Here is a 963-nt window from a genome sequence, read left to right as displayed (position 1 = left end):
GATCGGAAGGTCCTCGTCCCTGAGCACCCGCGCAACTTTGGTGAGCCACCGCGTGATCGTCTTGTCGTTCGCGGTGAACAGGTGGTGATACCAGCCCGGCGAGGTGATTCCGGCGCCGTAACCCGATGCCGACGCCAGGCGTGAGTGAGTCCAGGGAACCCACGTCAGCGAGGTCTTGACCTTGGACATTCCTTTGAGGATGCGAGCATCGGGTGCCGCCGGTCCCAAGGCTCCGACCAACGCCGGCGCGTGCCAGGCTCCGCAGACGACCGCTACCCGCTCAGCGCCATCTTTCAACGTCTTTCGCAGCACCTGACGCATATACGCTTCGCGATGCGCTGTCTCCTCGTCGATCGGCACTGTCTCACGCAGCGCCTCCATCGCCTCGGTGATCGCATCGAAAGAATCTGCGCCCGAGCTCGATTCGATCACCGAATCCCACCAGCGTTCGGTGTCGTCGAAACCCGCGGCCGCGGCCAGTTCCGACAGAGGATCGCCCTCGCGGACAGTACGAATCCCCTGATCCGCCAACACGTTGAAGGCGGGCAGATCGCAGAACCGTGCCTGCACACCGTTCTTCGCAGCCCACTGCAGCGCTTGCCATTCGGGTGAGAACACAGCAAACGGCCAGAAGGCCGCCTTCGACGGCTCGCCAGTGGCGTACGCGAGCAACGCAATCGGCGGTTTCATCGATTCCGACGCCGCCAGCATCACCAACGGGTCTGCGTCCGAAGGCCCTTCGATCAGGACGACGTCAGGCGAGAACTCTTCCAGACCCTGCCGAACCGAACGAGCAGATCCCGGGCCGTGGTGACGGATACCGAAGACCCGGACACGCAGGTCCGGAATCACGATGGTCACCCGGTGACCTCGCGGCACGCCCGGTAGAAGTCGGACCACTCGCCGCGTTCACGCACTACTGCCTCGAGGTACTCGTTCCACACCACCTTGTCTGCGACCGGA

1 protein-coding gene is annotated in these 963 nt (G+C 63.8%); it reads right to left on the bottom strand.

Features of this window, described 5'->3' with window-relative positions:
* A partial coding sequence (locus tag A2J01_RS36975; RefSeq protein WP_231915878.1) for a DUF5682 family protein occupies nt 1-861 on the bottom strand: 861 nt, incomplete at its 3' end.
* Nucleotides 862-963: the final 102 nt, after the last annotated feature.

The organism is Rhodococcus sp. EPR-134 (assembly GCF_001647205.1).
Lineage (GTDB): Bacteria > Actinomycetota > Actinomycetes > Mycobacteriales > Mycobacteriaceae > Rhodococcus_F > Rhodococcus_F qingshengii.
The sequence above is the reverse complement of the archived record's forward strand: the minus strand, read 5'-3'. Positions and strand labels throughout refer to the sequence as shown.